Raw genomic sequence first — 16008 nt, 5'->3', positions numbered from 1 at the left:
ATCCAATGAACTACCAACTTCACAATTTCGCTGTTCGACCCACGCTCATTCGAGATGCCGTCGAAGCCTGGGGCCCGTGGATCGAGTCGCAGATCGGCTGCCGTCTGTCCGATGCCGTGATTCTTGAGATCAAGCATAACGTCGCCCAAATTGCTGTCGAAACCGTTCTCGGTGTCGAGCAGAGCCGCGCGGGAGCTTCCAGAATCACTCGACGCCTGAAGACGTTTCTCGTTGGCGCGCAGATTCCGTCGGCATTGCCCCCAGTGCTTGGCTACAGCAAGCGTCCAACTCAGCTTCGCTTTGACGCTGTATTTGGCTCTGACCCGAAACCGGTACGCTCGCGAGTAGAGTGGCAAGACGTGCCTGTCTGTCTCTCCCTTCGTTCGATACCCGATCCGATCGTGGCACTCAACCTCTTCTATCAGCCCGGCCCCGATGCCAATGCCGAAACCGAGGCCAGGCTGCTGATCGTCAGCAGACGCTCGCTCGAACACGTAATCCGATTGTTAGAGCTGCTCGATGCACGCGACACCACTCCTACCCTGACTCCCCTTCGTTCCGAGCCGCGCAAGATCATCCCTTGCGATTGGGAGGACCTTGTCCTTAACGAATCCGTGCGCTCGTTGTTGCAGAAAGACTTCGAGAGTTTCTGGGGCAGAGAGGCCTTCTTCCGCGAACGGCATCTGCCCTTCCGCCGCGGTTACCTCCTACACGGGCCACCCGGCAATGGCAAGTCGACGGCGATTAGAGCCATGATGACGAGCCGTGGCCTGAGCGCCTTTACGATGAGTCTGTTCGTGCCGCACGTGACCGATGCCGATCTGCAAGAACTCTTTGAAGACGCTCTCAGCCAGCGCCCCGCACTCGTCATCTTCGAAGATCTCGATCGCGCCTTCCCACGTACCGGCGAGTCGAAATGCCCGATCAGCCTGCAGTCTCTGCTCAATGCGCTTGATGGCGTTGCCACAGGCGAGGGTCTGGTTGTTGTGGCGACCGCGAACGAGCCTGCCGCTCTCGATCCGGCGATTCTGCGACGCCCCGGCCGCTTTGACAGAGTAGTTCGCTTCGGCAACCCGCACCGCAGTCTGAGAGAACAGTTCTTCCTGAAAATGAACCTCAGCCTTGATTACCAGGCTCTCGGTGACGCTGTCGCAAATTCGAAGGGGTTCTCGTTCGCCCAATTGCGGGAAGCCGTGGTGCTCTCAGCGCAGTTCGCCGACGAGCGCAACAACGAAATTGAAGGAGCCGATCTCCTCCGCGCTCTTGACGTGTTGCGCGAGACGATGGTCCACAGCTCCGCCCACAGTAACCGCGCAGGCTTCACACCCGAAGCCTCTGAAGATGAAGAAGCGGCGTGAGGCTCGAAGACAGATCTGTCTCATCAGGCTCTCCCGTGCATCCTAGCGTGGCATTCATGACACAACGTGATGAGGTTTTCCTCGGCGTCATCTCCAGAGTGGCTACGCAGCTCCCGATGATGTACCTCGAGATGCGAGAGCGCGCCGCAACTCTGGCACCTCCACCTGTCCCGGCGCAACACTCGGTGGCGCAGGTCTTCGTACGCTTGGGGATCGAGGCGGAGGCGTGGATTCTTCAGCGGAATCGGGTTCATGCGCATTCTCCGTAATCTGTTCAATAAATGCCTGCCGCTGTTCGCCGCGCAAGAACCGGAAGAACCGGAACATGGAGAGCAGAAGCACATCGGGATCTCCGCCTTCGAGGTTCGCACCCGCAAGGAAATCCGCGCAGATCATCTCCAGACAATAACCGCGGGATTTGTCCGAACCGAGCATCAAAGCCGCCGTCTCAATAGCCTGCTCAATGACCGGAACCTGGCTTTTGTAGAACTTGAAGTAGATGATTTCGGTCGGCTCGCTGGCCTTGCCGGTGAGGTGCTGATCAACCTGACGCTTGAATTGATCTCGCGGCAGCGTGCGAGCCTTGTGCATCCATGCTGCACAATCGAAGTGCTTTCCATCCGAGCGCGCAACCTTCGTTAGTTCTGCAGCCTTCGTCCAGCCGACTTGTTTCAAGTCCTTCCGAACGTGGGGCGGCAGTTGTTCGTGAATGGACATTAGGTAGTAGGCGGTGCGGCGGGAATCGGGAAAGCGTCTTTGCAGGAATTCATCGAAAGACCCCAAGTTCTCGAGCCTCCAATACTGTCCCGCACGGACCTCGCAAAGATACCTACCCAGATCCACGAAACGCGTGTCGTGCTCCTGTTCTTTCTGCTTCTCCCAGGCAAGGATTTCGTCAATCTTGGTCAGGACAAAGAGCGCACGCTTCGGATTGAGTTTGGGCGTCATCGGCATCGGCTTAGAAAGCAAGTTCGTCAAACATACCAAGGTCCACTCCAGGTTTATGCACCAGTGCGGTTTCGACCAGCTCGGACTGGTCGAGGCAAAGCCCGATGAAGGGGCAGGTTGTGCACGGATTTTGCGGAAAGCGGATCCCACTGTGCGGCAAGAACAGTCCGGACTCGATCCGCAGGACGGTGTTCTGGACAAGGCTTGCAAACTCCCGCTGATGTTGTTCAGAGATCGTGGCTCTCAGGTACTGAACCTCCACCTGCCGCTTGCGCACGAAGACGACCTGAGCGACTTCGTTGATCCCGGTCATCCACGAGTAGCAGACCAGCTGCGGATCGAGCGAGCAGATGCCGGCCGGCTCTTCCGGATACCGCGCTGAACTGGTCTTCCATTCGAGAACACATCTCGTGCCATCGAGCTCACCGATCGCGTCGACGTAGGCGACGAAGTCATTTCCGGGGCCGAGCACCCGCCGGAACTGGACTTGCTGATCGAGACGAGGATGCGGAATCCGAACCCGGCCGTCCTGAACAAAGCGCTCGAGCAACTGAATGCCTTGCTGCAACATGCCGTCCCAGGTATCGTTCGCGGAGTAGCTCAGGCCCGCATCCTTCGACTGGCTCCACTGCTCGTACAAAACGACTGCTGGATCTTCCTGACGAAACAGAGCCGCAATGGCCTGTTCGAAGGCTCGACCGAAGAGCATGGCAGCACGGGTGTCCTTCTCTTGCCAACCGTCGAGGTAGCGATGCCGGTAGCGACGCGGGCAGCTCAGATATTGGCTTATCTGGGTATAGGAGTACGTCATGAGACTGCCTCGAGGTTCGAACTCGATAACGGATTTGCGCCCAGCTCTTCCCACTCGCTCGCCGGGGCAAAGCCCTCTAAGTCGGTCAGCGAGATCCCGTTAACTACGGTGTGGCTTATCTTGATCACGCCGCCAAGTCCAACTAACGCCTTCTCATCGATCTGTTCGTGCGCCAGCAGTTCCGGGTCGTAGAGAAAGTCCCGGAGGAACCAGCCCAGTTTCCACATTGCTTTCTCAGTGCAGTAGAGCCGTCCGACAATGGGATGATCGGCCATCGTGAGGGGCTCCAGTATGGAAAAACGAAGAATATAAAACGCCTTTTGGGCATGCCAGCGGAATCGGGCGCCCGCGACTCGTACAAGATAGACACCATCGGGAATCTGGGGATCAGTATCGCGAGCCGTCTCAGCCAAACCGGAGATCTTGCGTTTCATGCGGCACCGTCCTCGCGCGGTTGCGCGTAACTATTCAGCTGACAGAGCAGCGCGCTGCGGTCTTTTGCCGCGGAGTCGGCCAATTGCTGGACAAAGTTCTCGACCTGTTCCCGATTGGCTTCTTTGAGCGACTTCGTACCGCAGAAGTCGACCGCGTAGGCCTTGACCAGTTCGGGGTCGAGCTTGTGCTGGCGGATGATCTGGCACAACCGGTCGCGGACCTTGGCCCCGGCATGATGCCCGTTCCCGTTTGAGTTTTGTGGAGGAAACTTCTCACTCCCATTCGGAGTTGCTCCGATCTCCTCGACCGAGCAGACACCGATACCGTACGCCTTGCGCAGTGCCCGATTTACCGCTCGAGTCTCGGCCACGCGCATCTCAGCGCCGCGAACCACCGAGGAAACATTGGAGGGATCGGCGTCGCCGTAGCCCACAAAGCCCGATGAATCCTTTGACGGGAATACCGTTGCCTTCAAGACGAACCGATTTGCTGACGAATCGCATAGCGAGTCGACGGCTTCAACCTGTATGCCCCGGCATCTCTTCCGACGCGCGAGGCGCAAGAGTCCGATGTGGGTTACGTACCAGTTGCCGTCGATGACCTGGAGTTCCCCGGCTTTCAGAGAGAACTCAAATTCGTTTGTCATCAAGGTGAGAAGGTCGGTGGCTCGGAAGGAGAAGAGCGCCATTTTTCTGGCAATTCGAAGATTTTCCCGGAGCAACCGCTTCCTCCTTGAAGCCGGATTGGCGCCAGAAGCGCTTGAAGGAGCTTTCATGGAATCCTCTGTGATTAATAGATAACATAGATAACATCGTAATCATTGTCAAATGATATTGCGCGTCGATTACGTCAGCATCTATATTTCTGGTGTGGCCAAGACTGAATTTATTGCCTTTCGCGTTGCTCCAAACCTCAAACGGGAACTGGAACGCATAGCCAACGATGAACAGAGGGCTCTCTCTCAGATTTGTGAGATGTTCCTGTACGAAGGCGTTGAGGGGTTGAAAAAGGACGGGGCCCGGTACATCCAACGATTGGTTGCCAAGCAGAGGGCAAGGGTTAAAGAAGCCTAGCGGGCCCGCCTTCTGGCTAAGTTGTGCGATACGCCTGATGTGCGATCTCTTCCATTCGACAAGCAACCTGACATTTATGAGATGACCGTCTTCAGCGGTGTCTTCCCAAAACTCGGGCCGGCTCTTCTCGCGACAAGGCTCTCGGGCCAGCTTAAGCCGAAGGTCAAGTCCTGCGGTTGCAAGTTGAGAGAGCGAAGGGATTGGCAAACGGGGTTATGCGAACGAGTACACCTGCGAGGGCTTCGCAGCTTCCGAGCCGAACATTCGGCGGATCGCCGGAATGGCGCCGAGCCTGAGTTGTCTTCTGGTCGGAAGTCTCGGTACTAATCCGTCGAGAAAACGAACGCGGGCCTGGGGAGTCGGGGTTGCCGCAGAGGAGAATTAATGCGGCAGCAGAAAGCCGTGGGGCCTTTCGAATGCCGCGTCTCCTAGATCGCGCGCCGCACGAAAGGGGCGCAAGAGTGAAGTTCTTCTGGTCGCTGCTTATCGATCCCATCATCGCTGGCGTACCGTGGCCGATTGCCGCAGCAACCTAATGGCACTATAGGCTGCCACCGTCACTTCGTAGGATTTGACCTCGGGAGCGTCGAATAGAACACATCTACACATGGCCTAGGTGATTAAGATCCGCAAACTAGGGCACCTAAGTGAGCCTGCAGCAGTGATATTCTTGATCGACATGTCGCGGTTTAGAACGCGTTTTGGCCATCTCCCTCCGATTTTCATTGCCCTTGTGGTCTGCTGTTCTATATCCGCCTCCTGCCAGGTCGCATCAGGCGAGTTTTCGGGGAAAGGGAGGATTGTCCCTGCTCCTGTGCAGCCAATGCCCTTCGCTGCGGATACGGTTGTACGGGACGGTTCATACAGCGTCAGAATCGGTATGTTTGACGCGCTATCGCCACAGGATCGGCTACTGGTGGACAACGCAGAGTCAGCCATAACTGAGTTAGCTAGATCCGCCGGATTAGAGTACGGCGGAGGTGGCGGTTGGAGGTATCGCAAAATCGATTGTTCAAGCTTCCCCAACCACCTGTTTTTGCAATTCAGCCGGAACCAGGCAACGAGTGACCGAAGTGCATTCACAGCATCGGTCCCTCGCACTGGGGGCAAAGTGCGTGTCATACCGCTTCTGAAACGAGGCTATTCCCTTTTCTCTCCCGCTCCGATCAATGCCATCACGATCTCCGCGTTCAATCACATTAGAGAAGAGGAGGGCTCAGTGGCCAACCGCGATTGGCTTGGCAACGCGCTTTGCTATGCCGCTCTATCTGGTGCTCAGCCTGAGATCTCCCCTTCGGACGCTTGGCCAACTGCGCAGAAGCCGGTACCCTCGCTAGGGGCGACGATCGCTATTCAGCTGAACAATGCGGCGGGTCGGGAAGTGATCACGTTCGATGACATCGCGGCACGCCCGCATCCGATGGAGTGGTCTATGACCTTTACACGGCGAGGGAGGCTGATCAAGGCCACACACAGACCAGCGGATATGTTGCACGGGCGGCCGATCCCAAAGGAGTCGGGTGTCGCAAAGAGTAGGCAGGTACCGTAAGAATCCAACTTTCAATCCGAAAGTTCGGATTCGGTATCATTCCGAAAAGCCAGCAGAACCAACTGGGCGGCAACCATCCTCAGATAGACAAGAATTTTGGCCGGTGTGCTGTTTGCAGCACCAAAATGCCCCACTTGGGAGCATCTTAGCGCATGCAGTCCAGACGTATGGGTAGAGGGAACCGGACGAGGTTGACCTGCCCCGGAGACCAACTACTGGCGCGGTCTTGGCTGATTCAACCCAGCATCCGCTTCAATGGGCAGTGCCTAGCCCCAACTTACAGAGGTGCCCCGGGCCGCGCCGCTGATCCCTTTTTGTTTAAAGTGTGCTGAAATAGCACCCTCTTGGCATCTTACAAACCCAAATTACCCCTGGGTCGGAGTGATCCTTACAGCATTTCTTTGATATATTGAGCGGAGCGCAAGTTTAAAAAAGCCGTCCTGTCTCGTTCTCAACGGCCGTAAGATTCCTCCTGCTGAGGACACTCGAAACCGAGCCCGAGGTCTTTATTTCGCAGGTACTTTTCTGAACGCCGGAGTTTCATGCTCCCTCGCTGAAAAGCTGTGCGACAAGGTGCGGTCATTGCGCTTCCAGACGCCGCTTGGTACGCTCATGCGGAATTGAGAATCGCTCAACATTCGAACGAGCCGAGCATTCCTCTGATTTTTGGACTCGACTCAAAGAAGGAAAATGAACCTCAGGAACACGGTACTTCTCATTTCTGGAATTCTGGTTCTGCAGTCTGTCCTCTTACATGGACAGGAACAGCGTCCAGCGCTGATGCCTATGGCGCAGGGTGGTGGAGCATCACCCAACGCCATATCCTCATCCAGCGCCTCTATAGGAGGGCTCTCTGAAGGGCCAATCACGCCCGGAGAGATGGTTCATATCAATGTGTTCGACGCTCCGGACTTTTCATTGGTCACAAGGGTTTCTGAGAACGGTTACGTCCCGTACCCGATTCTTGGGTCATTTCATATCGCTGGCCTTAACAGCGCAGCAGCTGCAAATGAACTGACGAAGATCTTGAGGGACCGAAAACTGATGATTGACCCGGAGGTCACGGTGACCGTTGATTCCGCGAACACCGGGATCACCGTACTGGGCGAGGTGCACAGCCCTGGTGTATATCCACCGCCCGGCAAGCATCAACTTTCCGACATGCTGGCCACCGCTGGAGGATTGACCGCAAATACCGGTCGCGTGATTGAGATCACGAATGATCTCAACCCGGGTAAAAAAGAGTTTGTTACCTGGGATCCGACCATGCACAACACCGAGAACTTCGACAGAGTGGTGCACCCGGGCGATAGGGTGCTTGTTCGGGCTTGCGGAATTGCGTATGTCGGCGGAAATGTTGTCAAGCCAGGGGCTTACTCCCTCTGCGGTTCGCCAAATGTGACCTTATCTGAAGTAATGGCGCTAGCGGGCGGAATTGCTCCGAATGCTGCGACGAACAAAACGTATCTCGTACGTGCGTTTCCGGACGGCACGAAAGCGGTGGAACAAATTGATGTGAAAAGAGTGCTGACCGCGCGTGCTTCTGACCCGATCATCCGCGAAGATGACATAATCTATGTCTCTCCCAGCCCAATCAAATCGGTGCTGAAAAACGCCGCCTCTTTTGCTCTTGCCATTACTCCATCGCTTCTATACGTCTATCACCCGTAGACCGCAACTCGCAGCCCTTGATTATCTCCTCGACCTCTACGGAGCGGCATGAAGATCAGCATCGTTACTATTTCGTTCAATCAGGCAAAGTTTTTGACACGAACGATCGAATCCGTCCTTCAACAAGAGTCCTGCGATATCGAATACATCATCGTCGATCCCGGATCTACGGACGGCAGCAGAGCGATCATTGATGGCTACCGATCGCATCTCCATAGAGCGATTTTTGAGCCCGATAACGGTCCAGCAGATGGGCTAAATAAAGGGTTCACAACCGCTACAGGTGAGGTCTTCGCTTTCCTCAATTCTGATGACATCCTTTACCCGGGCGCCGTGTCGGCGGCAAAACACTATTTATCTCAGCACCCGAAAATAGATGTTGTTTCGGGGAATGCAAACGTAATTGGACCTGACGACCGCGTTTATAGAGTCGTGTATTCAGATCGTTTCACCCCTTATAAGTATGTCTATGGAGGCGCGGTATTAATCCAGCCGTCGACTTTTTTCAGACGTTCGGCATTTGAAAGAGCGGGGGGCTTTAACTCAGCGAATCGGGCAACTTGGGACGGAGAACTTTTCTTCGATATGGCAAGAGCCGGTTGCAAGTTCGGGCGCTGTAATCAAATCTGGAGTGGCTACCGGCTTCATCGTGACAGCGTCACTGCCTCCAAACGATTGCAGGAGGGGAGAAACTTGGTGCAGAAGAGGAACTTCAGAGAACTGATGAACCGTGATCCAAACAGATGGGATCGAACTCTGAACCGAGTGTTTCAATTCTGGAAACATTTGTCGAATCCTCGCGATACGATCGAGAGAGTACTTCGAGGCCCGGTCTTTGGGCGGTCCATCGATGATATTCAGTTATGATCAACTCCAATTCGCATATCGAACATGCCTACGAGCCAATGAAAAACCTGTTTGCGATACTGATCGTATTCCTGCCCTGGTCGCTTCGACGAATTGTGCTGATCAAGATATTTCGCTACAAACTACATCCCACTGCTCGCATCGGCTTCTCGTTCGTCTTTCCGGAGCAGCTCGAAATGGGTGCCCACTCCTCTATTGGACACTTGACGGTGTCCAAAGGGTTATGGCGAATACAAATGGGAGTCGAAGCGATTATTGGCAATCTGAATTGGATAACGGGATTCCCGATGGACGACGAAAGCTTCTTCAAGGCTGACGTGGGTAGGAGACCTGAGTTGATCCTTGGCGCACATTCGGCAGTCACCAATAGGCACATGCTGGACTGCACAAACAGCGTCCGTATTGGGAACTTCACTACGGTTGCGGGCACTCGTTCACAGATTCTGACCCACAGCATCGATTTGCATCAGTCTCGTCAGACTTCTAAACCGATAGTCATAGGTGAGTACTGCTTTGTGGGCACTGCGTGCGTACTTCTTGGAGGATGTGCATTGCCCGACTACTCCGTCCTAGGCGCATGTTCGCTGCTAAACAAACAATATTCTGAGTCGTACGTGCTTTATGCGGGCAATCCTGCCAAGCCCGTCAAACCGCTATCGACGAAAATGGGGTACTTCACGCGCTCCACTGGATTCGTCCATTAAAAAAGCGATTGGCATTCCCAAGTTCGCCACGCTTCAGGCAAACAAAGACGAGGATGTATAGTCCGTGCAACAGGAACCTAGGCAAATATCTGACACTTTCTCATCTACGAATAGAGATCCATCTTCCTTTCCGGGCAATGCGCTTGGAGTTGACGACGATCCGATCCAGGCTCTCCTAAGATTTCTGAAAAAGCGGGGTTGGGTCATCCTTGGGGTGGTGGCTCTCGGATTCATAGCAGCGATTGCAACGAACCACTTTCAACGCAAACTGTACACAGCGCAGGCAAGTATTGAGATCAGAGCGCAGGACATGTCCTCCCAATTTCGCCTGGAGCAAGTGCCAGATATAGCAGCTTCCGTCGACACAAGCGAACGCCTCGATACTGAAATTGAGATCTTGCGAAGTAGAGATCTTGCGTTCGAAACGATCCGAGCGTTGCATCTGGAGTCCAATCCCGATTTCCTGCCTCTGGAGAATGGGCATCCTTGGGATCTTTCCAAAGCGTATTATCGTCACGTTCTCGTATCGGTATTCTTGGGGCAAATTCAGGTGTCCCGGCTCGGCCACACTAGCATCATTGACATTGCGGTTACATCAAAGAGTCCAGAACTGGCGAGCTTGATTGCCAATACGCTTGTCGATCGTTACATCGAGCATTCGTTTCGTGACAACTACGCTGCCACCGTCAAAGTATCCGGCTGGCTTGATTCGAAGTTGAACAGTATCAAAACTAATCTGGAGAATAGCCAAAAAAGAATTCTTGATTTGCAGCGAGACATCGGTGTTTATGGAATCGATCAATCGCACAGCATTATTTCTGCCAATTTAGAGGAATTGAACAAGCAGTACGCCGACGCTGAAGTGGATCGGTTGCTAAAGGAATCTCGACTCCAGCAGATGAGGTCTTCGTCGCCGGATGTGATCGACGCAGCCTTAGGGAATGCCGACCCGGCCCTGCAAGCGGTAAAGCAGAGGTTGGTTCAAGCCCAAGCAGAATACAATTCCCTGATCCAAACTTATGGTCCTGAGTATCCCAGAGTCAAGACCTTGAACGCTCAAATGAACCAGTTGCAGACCGCACTTGCCAGCGAGGAGAAAGCGCAGGTCACACGCTTCCAAAAAGAGTTCGAAGCTTCCCAGAACCATGAGAAGCAGCTTCGTGCAGCGCTCGAGCAGCAGGAGCAACAAGTGTTCGGAGTTGGCCAGAAGGCAATGCAGTACGAGCTTGCGAAGCAGGACTATGAGACAAATCGTCTCCTTTATGACGGTCTGCAGCAACGTCTGCAGGAGGCCGGTATTGTGTCGGGGCTCCATTCGACCGCTGTTCACATAGTGGATAATGCCGATACTCCCGTTGCGCCGAGCTGGCCCAGGAAAAGGTTCAATGTTGCTCTGGGCCTCGGAGGAGGCTTTTTCATCGGTCTCTGTCTCGCGATCCTGCTTGAGGTAATGGACACAAACCTCAAGACCATAACAGACGTTGAGCAGAACCTCAATCTGCCGCTTATTGCCGCAATCCCGCGGGTCGATTCCGAACATCTCTTGGCGGAGAGTTTCAGAGACCACGCAGCATCGAAAGGAGTATCATCCTGGTCGAGAATCGCAGAGGCCCTCCGCGGCATGCGGACCTCGATCCTCCTTTCAAGTCCGGGATCTGCTCCCAAGGTCATCTTGATCGTGAGTACCAGGCCCGCGGAGGGCAAGAGTTCGGTCGCGAGCCTCGCAGCGATCACGTTCGCCTTGAACGGCTCAAAAGTGCTCCTCCTGGATGCCGACTTGCGCCGCCCGTCCGTGCACCTTCGGTTCAGAATATCGAAAGCAGTGGGCCTCTCCTCCGTTCTCTCCGGCAAGGCCCGTTTCGAGGAAGCTATAGTTGATTGGCCCCCTCTTCCAAATCTCCACATACTGCCCTCAGGCCCAGTTCCGCCACTTCCATCTGAACTACTTGGCTCGAGAGAGATGCAGAGCCTACTTTCAAGGGCTCGAGAGGAATATGACATTGTCATCGTCGATACACCTCCTGTTCTGGCCGTAACGGATGCTTCCCTGCTCGCCCGTCTGGCGGACGCGACGATCCTAATTGTCCGCTATGATATGACCCGAAAACAGGTCGTGCTTCGGGGAGCCGAGATGCTAGAACGTGCCGGAGCCCACCTGCTTGGGGTCGCGATCAATGCAGTCGACCTGGCTTCTCCCGATTACACGGAATATTACGGAAGCAAGTATTACCAGTACTACGGCGAGCGCGACCCGAACGAGCGCGCTTGATTCACACCCCAAATCGCACAAAGGTATCAGAAGCGCAGCCATCGATGAACAATAGCCTGATTTACCGCCAGAACGTAAATCGCGCGCCCCGCAGAGATCTATTGACTGGGCTGCTCAGTCGCGGCATCGTCTCGAACTTGGCGGATCTCGTCACGCTCGCGATCGGGCTGACTTCAACGCTCACAGTCAAGTTTATTGGCGACCTGCCCGTCTCCGAAATCATTCTCTTGACTTTGTTGCCCATCATAGTCGCTATGCGGGGCAGAAGATTAAGGAGCCCGCAATTCAAGATCGTCTACTCTCTTCTCGCGCTTTGGCTGTTTGGACAGGTCATTTCCGACCTCTACCGTCATTCCCAGTTCATTGATTGGGCACGTGGTGACGCTGCCATCATCTTTTTTGGACTAGATCTGCTCGGCCTCATCGTCATTCTCAGTGGAAATGATCGACGCAAACTCATCTTTGTCGCAGGAGCGGCAATCGGCTCGATCGTGGTCACCATAGCTCGTCCTTCTGAACTCGCTCAGGATGATCCCTGGAAGTTTGGCTATGCATTTGGCGTTGTCAATTTGGTACTCCTGGTAAGTTGCTATTTCTACGAGCGAAGGCTGTACATCATCTCGGCTTTGCTGATCCTCTTTGTCGCAAGTATCAACCTGATTGAGAATTACCGGCATGAGGTAGGCCAGCTTCTCCTATTGATAGCACTTGTGTTTCCGTTGATACCAGAGAGGGTTGGCAGGCTACGCTTCCTCTCGCGCGCCGGTGCCAAGATGCGCTTGATTCTGTCCTTCGGGCTTGCACTCTGCGCGGTCTTGCTCGCTGGTAGCCTCATCGATGCAATTACCTCTTCAGGACTGCTCAGCGAAGACGCTGCTGCCAAGAACAAATCTCAAAGAAAGGGAGGATCGTTGTTACTTGGAGGCAGACCCGAGATTCTTGTCTCTTCCGTCGCGGTGATGCAGAGTCCGATCGTCGGGTATGGATCCTGGCCGAAAAATTCGAATTATGTGGAGATGTTGTTTGATATCCAGGTGAGAAGTGGCGTTTCGGATCCCACGGCCACAGATGAACTGAGAACAGATCTCATCCCAACTCACTCGCACTTGATGGGAGCGTGGGTATGGGCAGGCATTCTCGGAGCTGTGTTTTGGTTCTATGTTATCGGAATTGTGTGTAGAGGAATATTTCAGATCGCTTTGGAGCGCTCAGCCTCTGCTCCTCTGTATGCATTTTTGCTATTAGATGCACTCTGGAACATCTTTTTCTCTCCTTTCGGTCTCAATGCGCGGATATTGGATTCCCTCGCCATCGTGTTCGTCTGTGATCTGCTTCACTCTGCCCCAAGCTTGGTCGGCACAACTCTTCCGCGGATCAAAAATCCTAGGAGACGGTTGAACCGTTATTCAGAAAATATCCTGAAATCACCTTAGGTGTATGAGCAGCCCAGGCATTTTGGGTTGGCCGCATTCATCCCCTATTGCCTATCAATGGTCTGATTTCTAGAGTGATCAGAGGCACCAACAACCGAATTACCATGCATATGGGTCAAGCTCGACCGGAGTTGCATCCTGAACTGGGACGAATGCAAGAGCTTTGTTTTGTTTGCTCAAATTCGCCACTGACCACAATGCAGAAACGAACATAAGCCCGCGATTCGAGAACAGAATGTTCAGCAGAGCGATTTCTATTTTGCGATACCGGCCCGCGTCATTGGCGTCTGCAGAGGGTCGCTCCCACGAACGCTATCGGCGTGCTGCCCTTTCAGGCCTCGCCTCCCTTGCGGGTAAGGCGATCTCAATCGGCACCTCACTGCTCACGGTACGCCTCACCTTCCAATATCTTGGTGCGGAACGGTACGGGATGTGGATGACGATTACGTCCATCGTGATGATGTTCACATTTGCTGATCTTGGTATGAGCAACGGACTTGTAAACCAGATCGCAGATGCTGTGGGGCATAATGATATCGCATCGGCGAAGCAAGCCTCTGCGAGCGCATTCTGGATGCTTAGCACGATGGCCGCCGTTCTTCTAATCCTGGTGTTCTGCACTTATCCATTTATCAATGCAAGCCGCATCTTCAACGTCCGAAGCGCTCTGGCGACCAGCGAGGCAGGACCAGCGTTCCTGGCATTCTTTGTTTGCTTCGCACTGAATCTCCCGTTAGGGACGGTGCGAGGCATTCACACCGGCCTGCAGGAATCTTACGTCAACAGCATTTGGACTTCAGTCGGGTCCATAGCTTCTCTAGTCGCTCTTATGGTTGCGATCGAGATGAGGGCAGGCCTGCCATTGCTCGTCGCATGCCTTTCCGGCCCGGCAGTTCTGGCATCTATCATTAACGCTCTGGATCTGTTTGGTCGGTTGCATCCACAGCTTGCACCGGCAACAAGGGCGTTCTCCAAGGGACCAGCTCTAAGGCTATTCCGCACCGGTATGATGTTCTTTCTGCTCCAACTAGCCTACACTGTTGGCTTGCAGACGGATAACATAGTGATTGCACAAATTCTGGGGCCAAAATCTGTCGCAGATTATGCCGTCCCTGCAAAGTTGTTCAATGTTGTCACATCGCTGCTCGTCATGCTTTCCGGAGCTATGTGGCCTGCCTATGCCGACGCGTTTGCGCGGCGCGATTCAAATTGGATTCGAAAGACGTTTCTTCGCGTCACCTGTATTGGAACAGCCGGAACTCTTTTAGCCACTTTGGCGATCATTTTCTTTGGGAAGTCAATTCTCCGGATCTGGGTGGGACGACAGATGACGGCCTCAACGCCCTTGTTGACCACGTTTGGCGTTCAGTGCGTCCTCTTTGCCTATCTTCAGCCCGTGACGTTTTTACTGAACGGAATCGGCAAGTTCCGAGTGCAGGTCATAGCTGCGATTTCGATGGCGGCCCTTAATCTCGCCCTATCCATCCTCTTGGTGAAGCACTATGGAATTATCGGCGCGGTCTTGGGCACAGTGATTTCGCTGGCACTTGTCGGAGTATTGCCCCTTACGTGGGTGACTCAGCGAACGCTCAAGGAACTGGCCGCCTCATGCAACTGAGAGACAAACACTCATCTCGTTAGAGGTGGAACTGAATTGAACATAGGCGAGACAGCAAATCCTCACTATGATTTCACGTAACTGAACATGGAAACGCTACTTAGAAAAGGAGGATGTTGAATGACTGGAGGTTCAGAGACGCCGCCCTATATACCAGTGGCATCAGCTGATCTATCGGGAAGCGAAGAGAGGTACGTAGTCGAGGCGATACGAAGTTCGTGGATATCGTCCACAGGTAAATTCATCTCCCGATTTGAAGAGGAATTTGCAATACTTTGTGGAGCAAAATGCGCGATCGCTGCATGCAATGGTACTGTAGCACTGCACCTTGCTCTTCTAGCGCTGGACGTGCGTCCTGGGGATGAGGTGCTCGTCCCTTCTCTTACATACATCGCGACAGCGAACGCCGTTCGGTATGTTGGTGCTGAGCCCGTTTTCGTGGATGTAGACCCGGATACCTGGTGTATTGATCCAAAGCTTCTGGAGGCGAGCATCAGTCGCCGCACTAAAGGCATCATTGCGGTCCACCTGTACGGACATCCGGCTGATATGGATTCGATCAATCATGTGGCTGCAGTTCATGGCCTGTGGGTAGTTGAAGATGCCGCGGAAGCTCACCTCGCAACCTACAAAGGGCGCCCCGTAGGGAGCTTGGCAAAGATCGCTACTTTCTCCTTCTACGGCAACAAGATGATTACATGTGGCGAGGGAGGAGCACTTACCCTTGATGATTCGCAGCTCGAGTTGAGGCTTAGAACCCTGAGGGGACAAGGAATGGACCCTGAGAGACGATACTATTTCCCGGTCACAGGATATAACTTCCGACTCACAAACGTGGCATGCGCGATTCTCTGCGCGCAATTGGAAAGAAAAACGCACATTCTGGAGAGTCGGCAGAGAGTGTTCAGCCGTTACACGGAATTATTGCAGGGCATTGATGGCATTCACTTTCAACCGATCGCAAATTGGGCTCGGACATCTCCGTGGCTGTTTTGTATCACAGTTGATGCGCAAGCCTATGGAAGGTCGCGAGATGAGTTGATGACCCTTCTCGACGAACAGCAGATCGAGACGCGTCCGTTCTTCCTCTCACTCCATCGCCTTCCGCCATTTCGAGAGAGTTCAAGAGTACGTGGGGAGTTCTTGCCTGTTACCGATCATCTTTCGAGTACGGGGATGAACTTACCTACGTTCACTAATCTCGACGATACCCATATCGAGCGGATTTGCAAGATTATCAGGTCAGGCCGAAGATGACGGGACCAGAGGCTA

At 53.9% G+C, this 16008-nt stretch carries 14 protein-coding genes; 9 read left to right on the top strand and 5 right to left on the bottom strand.

Annotated elements, in window-relative coordinates; genetic code table 11:
- Positions 1-5 precede the first annotated feature (5 nt).
- Complete coding sequence (locus tag DHV10_RS19070) at positions 6-1358, top strand: AAA family ATPase (protein ID WP_109487985.1); 1353 nt, start codon at positions 6-8, stop codon at positions 1356-1358.
- A gap of 23 nt (positions 1359-1381) precedes the next feature.
- Here DHV10_RS19070 and DHV10_RS28355 read toward each other — a convergent pair whose 3' ends face one another.
- From DHV10_RS28355 to DHV10_RS19050, 5 genes are read right to left on the bottom strand one after another with little or no spacing between them, the layout of a single operon-like run.
- Positions 1382-1468, bottom strand: coding sequence for an HNH endonuclease (locus DHV10_RS28355; RefSeq protein WP_420818754.1), 87 nt, complete (start codon positions 1466-1468; stop codon positions 1382-1384).
- Positions 1461-2306, bottom strand: coding sequence for a hypothetical protein (locus tag DHV10_RS27825; RefSeq protein ID WP_239461931.1), 846 nt, complete (start codon positions 2304-2306; stop codon positions 1461-1463). The genes DHV10_RS28355 and DHV10_RS27825 overlap by 8 nt, the downstream gene beginning before the upstream one ends.
- A 10-nt stretch (positions 2307-2316) precedes the next feature.
- On the bottom strand, positions 2317-3117 hold the full coding sequence (locus tag DHV10_RS19060; protein ID WP_109487983.1) for a PD-(D/E)XK nuclease family protein: 801 nt from the start codon (positions 3115-3117) through the stop codon (positions 2317-2319).
- Positions 3114-3551 carry a hypothetical protein gene (locus DHV10_RS19055; RefSeq protein ID WP_109487982.1) on the bottom strand — a complete coding sequence of 146 codons (438 nt, stop codon included), beginning with the start codon at positions 3549-3551 and terminating at the stop codon, positions 3114-3116. Before DHV10_RS19055 ends, DHV10_RS19060 begins: the two co-directional genes overlap by 4 nt.
- Positions 3548-4240 (bottom strand): hypothetical protein, encoded by a 693-nt coding sequence (locus DHV10_RS19050; RefSeq protein WP_109487981.1) that lies wholly within the window; start codon positions 4238-4240, stop codon positions 3548-3550. The genes DHV10_RS19055 and DHV10_RS19050 overlap by 4 nt, the downstream gene beginning before the upstream one ends.
- A 139-nt stretch (positions 4241-4379) precedes the next feature.
- On the opposite strand from DHV10_RS19050, the gene DHV10_RS19045 reads away from it, so the two are divergent.
- The 8 genes from DHV10_RS19045 to DHV10_RS19005 all read left to right on the top strand — a co-directional run bounded on the left by DHV10_RS19045 (position 4380) and on the right by DHV10_RS19005 (position 15993).
- Positions 4380-4625, top strand: coding sequence for a hypothetical protein (locus DHV10_RS19045; RefSeq protein ID WP_162601679.1), 246 nt, complete (start codon positions 4380-4382; stop codon positions 4623-4625).
- A 2239-nt stretch (positions 4626-6864) separates the two neighbouring features.
- The gene (locus DHV10_RS19035; protein WP_109487978.1) at positions 6865-7845 is read left to right on the top strand and encodes an SLBB domain-containing protein; all 981 of its coding nucleotides are present in this window, start codon (positions 6865-6867) and stop codon (positions 7843-7845) included.
- 48 nt (positions 7846-7893) lie between these two features.
- Positions 7894-8712 carry a glycosyltransferase family 2 protein gene (locus tag DHV10_RS19030; RefSeq protein ID WP_109487977.1) on the top strand — a complete coding sequence of 273 codons (819 nt, stop codon included), beginning with the start codon at positions 7894-7896 and terminating at the stop codon, positions 8710-8712.
- On the top strand, positions 8709-9416 hold the full coding sequence (locus tag DHV10_RS19025; RefSeq protein WP_204101469.1) for an acyltransferase: 708 nt from the start codon (positions 8709-8711) through the stop codon (positions 9414-9416). Before DHV10_RS19030 ends, DHV10_RS19025 begins: the two co-directional genes overlap by 4 nt.
- Positions 9417-9480: 64 nt before the next feature.
- Positions 9481-11685: a GumC family protein gene (locus tag DHV10_RS19020; RefSeq protein ID WP_109487976.1), complete on the top strand. Its 2205-nt coding sequence runs from the start codon at positions 9481-9483 to the stop codon at positions 11683-11685.
- A gap of 44 nt (positions 11686-11729) precedes the next feature.
- On the top strand, positions 11730-13118 hold the full coding sequence (locus DHV10_RS19015; protein WP_109487975.1) for a hypothetical protein: 1389 nt from the start codon (positions 11730-11732) through the stop codon (positions 13116-13118).
- A gap of 172 nt (positions 13119-13290) precedes the next feature.
- Positions 13291-14736, top strand: a complete 1446-nt coding sequence (locus tag DHV10_RS19010; protein ID WP_162601677.1) for an oligosaccharide flippase family protein — start codon at positions 13291-13293, stop codon at positions 14734-14736.
- A gap of 120 nt (positions 14737-14856) precedes the next feature.
- Positions 14857-15993: a DegT/DnrJ/EryC1/StrS family aminotransferase gene (locus DHV10_RS19005; protein ID WP_109487973.1), complete on the top strand. Its 1137-nt coding sequence runs from the start codon at positions 14857-14859 to the stop codon at positions 15991-15993.
- Positions 15994-16008 lie beyond the last annotated feature (15 nt).

The organism is Occallatibacter savannae (genome assembly GCF_003131205.1).
In the GTDB taxonomy this organism is placed as follows: Bacteria; Acidobacteriota; Terriglobia; order Terriglobales; family Acidobacteriaceae; genus Telmatobacter; species Telmatobacter savannae.
This window is presented reverse-complemented; position numbering and strand designations above follow the sequence as displayed.